Source organism: Paenibacillus sp. P4_E11, from assembly GCF_056401635.1.
In genome coordinates this window covers 1-652 of the sequence record NZ_JBFUIX010000673.1, presented here as the reverse complement: position 1 = coordinate 652, position 652 = coordinate 1, and the positions used below count along the sequence as shown (strand labels likewise).

1 protein-coding gene is annotated in these 652 nt (G+C 32.4%); it reads left to right on the top strand.

Annotated features, from left to right (window positions below; translation table 11 throughout):
- Positions 1-297: 297 nt before the first annotated feature.
- A partial coding sequence (locus tag AC1DWB_RS36850; RefSeq protein ID WP_477545984.1) for a hypothetical protein occupies positions 298-652 on the top strand: 355 nt, incomplete at its 3' end.

Genomic DNA, 652 nt, shown 5'->3' with positions numbered 1-652 from the left:
AAGATGCTTAATGAACATAAGGGGGGAGGGATAGATCACCACAAAGATATTGGATTACTACTTACGTTTGAACTAATTAATCGTTATTTAATAGATGATAAATAATGAGCAGAACGGAGGGGATGATTGTGGTAATTGCAAACTATTGTATTTGATAATCTACTGTCGGATAGTATTTACGGATATGTACTTGGTTGATTATTGGAAATAGTATGTAATCTCATAGGTACAAATCAATAATTTTTTTAATTATAACTTATATAGTAGAGTCTCTAGCCGAAGTTGAGAGGTTATTAAATGAAAATTGCATATATTGTATGTAATCCTTCTGCAAACTATGATGGGGTTAATAAGAAAATACTCAATACGGCAAATAAATGGAATGAGCTGGGGACTGATTCGATAGTTTACCTCATTATGAAAAGGAATTCTACTATTGCGAAAGAATTTCTTGAAAGTTCCAATGTGGAGATTATATGGTACCAGAATCGGAAGGAATTTTACTTTTCATATCATTTGTTAGCAAAGTTAGAAGAGTGGAACCCAGATGTTTTGTACGTAAGAGGCTTAATCCCGCACTATGCAAGATCAATGAGAAAATTACGAGATAGAATAGTAACTATTCAAGAGATAAATACGAATGATGTTGTTG